Annotated in this window: 4 protein-coding genes and 1 pseudogene; 4 read left to right on the forward strand and 1 reads right to left on the reverse strand. The window is 68.7% G+C overall.

The window, feature by feature from the left end:
- Positions 1 to 240 precede the first annotated feature (240 nt).
- Positions 241 to 1,674: an APC family permease gene (locus AB0I18_RS24765; RefSeq protein ID WP_363107747.1), complete on the forward strand. Its 1,434-nt coding sequence runs from the start codon at positions 241 to 243 to the stop codon at positions 1,672 to 1,674.
- 47 nt (positions 1,675 to 1,721) lie between these two features.
- Here AB0I18_RS24765 and AB0I18_RS24770 read toward each other — a convergent pair whose 3' ends face one another.
- On the reverse strand, positions 1,722 to 2,345 hold the full coding sequence (locus tag AB0I18_RS24770) for a TetR/AcrR family transcriptional regulator (RefSeq protein WP_363107748.1): 624 nt from the start codon (positions 2,343 to 2,345) through the stop codon (positions 1,722 to 1,724).
- A 122-nt stretch (positions 2,346 to 2,467) separates the two neighbouring features.
- Here AB0I18_RS24770 and AB0I18_RS24775 point away from each other — a divergent pair, with 122 nt between their 5' ends.
- The 3 genes and pseudogenes from AB0I18_RS24775 to AB0I18_RS24785 form a co-directional block, all read left to right on the forward strand.
- Positions 2,468 to 3,625, forward strand: a complete 1,158-nt coding sequence (locus AB0I18_RS24775; protein WP_363107749.1) for a serine hydrolase — start codon at positions 2,468 to 2,470, stop codon at positions 3,623 to 3,625.
- Between the two features lie 87 nt (positions 3,626 to 3,712).
- Entirely contained in the window at positions 3,713 to 5,668 is a 1,956-nt protein-coding gene (locus tag AB0I18_RS24780; protein WP_363107750.1) for a primary-amine oxidase, read from the forward strand.
- 4 nt (positions 5,669 to 5,672) lie between these two features.
- Positions 5,673 to 6,301: pseudogene (locus AB0I18_RS24785) on the forward strand (hypothetical protein); the annotation flags it as partial.

Here is a 6,301-nt window from a genome sequence, read left to right on the forward strand (position 1 = left end):
CGTGCCTGTTGCCGGACGTGTCGGAGAGGTGTCCGGCGCGTTTCCTCGCCTGAGAACAGGCGGGGCCGGGTTTCCCGTTACGGATGACGGCCGCTTGACGCTCCGGTGACGATCCGGCAACCGCGAGGCTCCAGTGTCTGCGGCAGTCCCCGCTTCCGCCGCGTACGGCCCGCTTCCGTGGCTGTGCGTCGCGGTCCCCGCTCCCAGCGCCTCCGGGCGCCGCGCCCTCATGGAGGTGTGATGTCCACCGATCGTGCGGCACCTACGCTGACCGGTTCCCTCGGCACCGGTTCGATCGTCTTCATGGTGGTGGCCGCGGCCGCCCCACTCACCGTCGTCAGCGGGACGGTCCCGCTGGGCATTGCTCTGGGCGACCGGGCCGCCTTCCCCGCCACGTTCGTGATCTGCTGCGTGATCCTGCTGCTGTTCGCCGTCGGATACGGCGCGATGACCCGCCACGTGCCGCAGGCCGGCGCCTTTTACACCTACGTGCAGCACGGCCTCGGCCGGCCGACCGGTCAGGGCGCCGCCTACCTGGCCCTGGTCACCTACACCGCCGTACAACTGGCGGTGTACGGCTACCTGGGGGCGGTGGCCGCCGACCTGGTGCGGCACTACGGCGGACCGTCGCTTCCATGGTGGCTGTGGGCGGCGGTCGCCCTGGCGGGTGTCGGATTCCTCGGCCACCGGCACATCGACGTGAGTGGCAAGGTGCTCGGCGTCCTGCTGCTGGGCGAGGTGGGAGTCGTTCTCGCCCTGGACGCCGTGGTCGTCGTACGCGGGGGTGGCTCGTCGGGGCTTTCCACCGCGTTCCTGCAGCCCGAACAGGTCGGCTCCGGCTCGCTCGGCCTGGGCCTCGTCTTCGCCATCGCCAGCTACCTCGGATTCGAGGCCACCGCCGTCTTCCGCGACGAGGCCCGCGATCCGCACCGTACGATCCCGCGCGCCACGTACCTGTCCCTTCTGCTGATCGGTGGCTTCTACACACTGTCGAGCTGGGCGCTGGTGTCGGCCTGGGGCGACGACCAAGCCGTTCGGGCGGCAACTACCGATCCGGGCGGCATGCTGCTGACCACGATGCAGCACCATCTCGGCTCCGCGGTGGCGGACATCGCCCAAGTACTGCTGCTGACCAGCCTGTTCGCCGCTGCCCTGTCCTTCCACAACGTACTGGCCCGCTACGGCTACTCCCTGGGAACCTCGGGCCTGCTCCCTCGGCTGAGCGGCAGCCGCCACCCACGGCACGGCTCGCCACACATGGCCTCGCTGCTGCAGTCGGCCTGCGCGGCGGTATTGGTGGCTGTCTGCGCGGTGACGGGGATGGACCCGGTCACCCAGGTCTTCGCCTGGCTCGCCGGCACCGCGACCCTGGGCATCCTGCTGCTCATGAGCCTGACCTGCCTGGCCGTCATCGTCTACTTCCGCCGCACCCGCCGGGACCCGCGCACCTGGCACACCGTGGTCGCCCCGGGTCTCGGTCTGCTGGGCCTGGCCGGCTGCCTGGTACTCGCGGTCGCGAACTTCCCTCTGCTCATCGGTGGTTCGACCACGCTGGCGACTGCCCTGGGTGCCGTACCACTGGGGGCCTTCGCGGTTGGCGTACTCCTGGCACTGTGGCGGCGGCCACGGAACCTGGAGACCGCCGTCGCACAGCCTGTCCCCGAGACCGCCTGATCGCCTTGCCCCGCGACCGATGCCGTCTACGGCGTGCACCGCGACCCTCAGCCGTGAGAGCCCGGAGTATCACGCACTGCCGGACGCTCCAGAAGCCGGAGCGAGAATTCGAGCGCATGATCGACCCGCGCCCGGTCCCCGGACACGAGGAGGTCGAGCTGGAGGCCCCTGACCTGGGCGAGCAGGAGCGTGGCGAGTGCGGAGGCGTCCTCGGACGGCCAGCCGTCCTGCATGAGCCTTCCGACGAGAATGTCCAGCCAGTCGCCGACAAGCGACCGCGCCAAGTCACGGTCGCCTTCCGACCTCCGGCCGTTGTACCCGGCCATCTCGAACAGGAGCAGGAATTGACGCTGCTCCTGGGGCTCGCACAGCCGCGGCCACAGGGCCTTCACCAGCTCGGCTGCCGAATCGGCCGCGCGCAGCTCCTCGTCGCCGGTCAGCCGGTCGGCGAGGTCGGTGCGGATCTTGTCCACGACGCTCATGATCAGCTCCTCCTTCGAGGAGAAGTGCCGCAGCAGCGTCGCGTGGGTGACTCCGAGTGCCTGGGCCACCGGGCGCAGGGACAGGTCGGTGACGCCGTGGGCCAGAACGTATTCAGTCACCGCCGCCAGTAGCTCCGGTTTCCGGTGCTGGAAGCGGAGTGTGCGCCCGTCGACCCGTTCCGTACTCATCGCCACAGATCCTCACTCACACCAAGGGGGCATTAAGCGTACCAAGTGGTTGTCCTAACCGAATGGTACTGCTACTTTTTCGCTCCCCGATGAAGCGCCTCCGCACCGATCGAAGGACGACCATGACCGATCAGAAGCGCCAGACCCTGGCCGATCTCAACCTCTTCACCGGGGCGCCGCAGCACGAGAACTTCTCCCGGGTGAAGGACCTGCTCGACACCCGCGAGATGGCTTCTTCGTCCAAGACCCACGCTTGGCCGCAGGGTGATCCGATCGCCCTGCCGGAGACCTACGAGTTCGACGGCACCGTGCGATCGGCCGAGGAGTTCATGGCCGACACCGACACGGCGGCATTGCTCGTCCTCATCGATGGCGTCACCCGGTACGAGCGCTACGCCCTGACCGGCGGACCGGACGTCCAGTGGCTGTCGATGTCGGTGGCCAAGAGCTTCCTCTCGGCGCTCGTCGGGATCGCGGTCGCTGAAGGACACATCGGGAGCATCGACGAGCCGATCAGCTCCTACGTGCCGGTGCGGCCCGGTTCCGCGTACGACGGCGTATCCATCAAGAACGTGCTGCGGATGTCCTCGGGCGCCCGCTGGAACGAGGACTACAACGACCCGACCTCGGATGTCTTCCTGCTCACCATGGCCGCGCTGGGCATCGGCGGAACGCTCGACGACTTCGTCGCCACCATGGTCCGCGAGAGCGAGCCAGGCACCCTCTGTCGCTACAACTCGGGCGAGACACAGGTGCTGGGGGCGCTCGTGGCACGGGCCACCGGACGTTCGGTCGCGGACTACATGCGGGAGAAGCTGGGCGAGCCCCTCGGTATGGCCGAGCCCGGCTACTGGATCGTGGACCCCGCCGGCACGGAGCTGTCCTTCGCCGGCCTCAACCTGACCGCCCGCGACTACGCGAGGCTCGGCGAGCTCTACCGCAACGGTGGCGTGTGGCAGGGCCGGCAGATCGTCCCGGCGGACTGGGTGCGCGACTCCGTGACCGTCGCCGCCCCTCATCTGGAGCCCGGCCGGCCCCTGGTCGGCGGGCACCACTTCGACCTGGGCTATGGCTACCAGTGGTGGATCCCGGCCGGGGACCGCGGCGAGTTCAGCGCGATCGGCGTCTACAACCAGTTCGTCTACGTCGACCCGGCCAGCAACACGACCATCGTGAAGCTGTCCGCCAACCGCAGATACGGGACGTCCAGCGAGGAGTCCACCAACCGCGAGATGGAAACAGTCGCCTTCCTGCGGGCGATCGCCCAGCACGACCACTGAACCAGCGGCGACGGAGCCGCCCGGGCCGACGACAAGCGACGTGTCCGTATCAACGAACTATCGACGAACTTTCACGAAGGAAGCGCCATGACCCACGCCACCGCCTCGACCGAGCGGACGGACACGTCCCCCTCGGCCACCCACCCCCTGTCACTCCTCGCAGCCGAGGAAATCGACGCCGCGCGGCTGGCCGCCCAGCAGGCCGGACTGACGACGGACACCACCCGGTTCGTGTACGTCGGGCTGGAGGAGGCGCCCAAGCACGAGGTCCTCGCCCACCGCGACGGCGACGCCGTACGACGCCGGGTGAACATGATCCTCATCGACCGCGAGACTGGGGTCGCCACCGTCGCCGTAGCCGACGTCACCAGCGGCGAGGGTGGCGAGATCGTCGAGTCGAGGACCGTGGACGCGGCGGGCGAGGGGCAAGCCCCCATCCTCGACGAGGAGTTCGACGACATCGAGGCCATCCTGCTGCGCAGCGAGGAGTGGCTGAGCGCCCTGGGCAAGCGGGGCATAGACCCGGAGAAGGTGCGTGCCGTCCCGCTCTCGGCCGGGAACTTCGGTCACGAGGACGAGACGGGTCGACGGGTCTGCCGCGTGCTGGCGTTCCTCCAGCTCGACGAGGCCGACCTGCCGTGGGCCCACCCCATCGACGGCGTGTGCGCCTACGTGGACCTGACGGCCGGCGAGGTCTTCGAGGTGGTCGACAGCGCCGAACTGGCGGTGCCGATGGAGCGCGGCGAGTGGGACGCGGGGCCGCACGCGTCGCCGATGCGGACCGACCTCAAGGCCTTGGAGATCATCCAGCCCGACGGCCCGAGCTTCACCGTGGACGGCAATTTGATCAGCTGGGCGGACTGGTCGTTCCGCTTCACCTTCGATGTCCGTGAAGGACTCGTGCTGCACCAGCTCGGCTTCCGCGACGGCGGTGAGGTGCGACCCGTCGTCTATCGGGCGTCCATCCCCGAGATGGTCGTCCCCTACGGCGACCCCTCCCCCGCCCGCTACTGGATCAACTACTTCGACCAGGGCGAGTACATGTTCGGCCGCTACACCAACTCCCTGGAGCTGGGCTGCGACTGTCTCGGAGAGATCACGTACTTCGACGCCACGATCAGCGACGAGAAGGGCCGCCCCCGCATCGTCAAGAACGCGATCTGTCTGCACGAGGAGGACTACGGCGTGCTGTGGAAGCACACCGACCTCTTCAACGGCATGACCGAGACCCGCCGTTCACGGCGCCTGGTCATCTCCTTCTTCCTCACCATCGGCAACTACGACTACGGCTTCTACTGGTACCTCTACCTCGACGGCACCATCGAACTGCAGGCCAAAGCGACCGGCATCGTCTTCACCTCCGCCTACACCGGCCCGGACGGCTTCGCCACCCAGCTGGCTCCCGGTCTGGGCGCCCCCTTCCACCAGCACCTGTTCTGTGCCCGCCTCGACCTGGCGGTCGACGGCCACCGCAACGCCGTCGACGAGGTCGACGCCGTGGCCGTCCCGGTCAGCGACACCAACCCCCACGGCAACGCCTTCCGACAGGCTCGCACCCGGCTCACCTCGGAACTCGACGCCCGCCGCACGGCGGACAATCTTCGCTCGCGTACGTGGCTGGTCAGCAACCCCGACAAACAGAACCGCCTGGGCGAGGACGTGGCCTACGCCCTCCACCCGGAGGGACAGCCGACCCTGCTGGCCGACCCGTCCAGCGTGATCGCCAAGCGCGGCGCCTTCGCCACTCGCCACCTGTGGGCTACGCAGTACGACCCGGCTCAGAAGTGGCCCGCCGGCGAGATCGTCAACCAGAGCCCCGGTGGTGACGGCCTGGAGTCGTTCGTCGCCGGTGACCGCCCGCTGGACGGCGAGGACGTGGTCCTGTGGCACACCTTCGGCCTCACCCACTTCCCGCGCCCGGAAGACTGGCCGGTCATGCCCGTCGACTACACCGGCTTCAAGCTCAAGCCCGTCGGCTTCTTCGACCGCAACCCCGCACTCGACGCACCGCGCGGCGCGACGTCGCACTGCCACGGATCGTGACGCCATGAACGCATCCACAGGACACGGGATTCTCCGCCGGGTGGCCGCAGGCCTGGCCGTGATCTCCGCCTTTGTCCACGCGGCCATGCTGCGCCAGCACGTCGACCGTTTCGCCGTCGTCCTGCTGGTGCTGGCACTGACCTGCCTCGGCTGCGCGGTCATGCTGTGGTGGTCGTCAGGACCAGGCGAATGGACAGCCATGGCGATGCTCAACGTCGTGATGCTGATGACCCATGTGCTGTGGCCGGCGGTCCAGCCCGCGATGGATCACATGAACCATCTCCAGCACCACAACCAGAGCGGCAGCCTCACGCTGATGCACGCGGCTCTCGCCTTGGCCGTCGTGGAGACGCTCCTTGCCGTAGCCGGGCTCTTCGGTGCACTCCTCGGGGAGCAGCGGGAAATCACCGGGAAGGACGCGGCGTCCCGGCTGGTGTCGATGGCCGCCGAACAGGACCTCGCGATCGTCGCGGTCGACCCGGCGTACACCTCCCGGTGGGGTGCCCAGCACTGGCAGCAGCCGCTGACCACCCCACGACGCAAGATTTCCCGGCACGATGCGGCGAGCTCCCCCACTCTCGGCTGCGCTCAAGCGGGGGCACCCCCATCGATCGGGCGACGCGCCCTCGGGCA

This window comes from Streptomyces sp. NPDC050704 (genome assembly GCF_040654355.1).
Classification (GTDB): domain Bacteria; phylum Actinomycetota; class Actinomycetes; order Streptomycetales; family Streptomycetaceae; genus Streptomyces.

Bases quoted from the DNA above. Each gene is read 5' to 3' on its own strand.
- AB0I18_RS24765 (WP_363107747.1), top strand. From the start codon at position 241: ATGTCCACCGATCGTGCGGCACCTACGCTGACCGGTTCCCTCGGCACC.
- AB0I18_RS24770 (WP_363107748.1), bottom strand. From the start codon at position 2,345: ATGAGTACGGAACGGGTCGACGGGCGCACACTCCGCTTCCAGCACCGG.
- AB0I18_RS24775 (WP_363107749.1), top strand. From the start codon at position 2,468: ATGACCGATCAGAAGCGCCAGACCCTGGCCGATCTCAACCTCTTCACC.
- AB0I18_RS24780 (WP_363107750.1), top strand. From the start codon at position 3,713: ATGACCCACGCCACCGCCTCGACCGAGCGGACGGACACGTCCCCCTCG.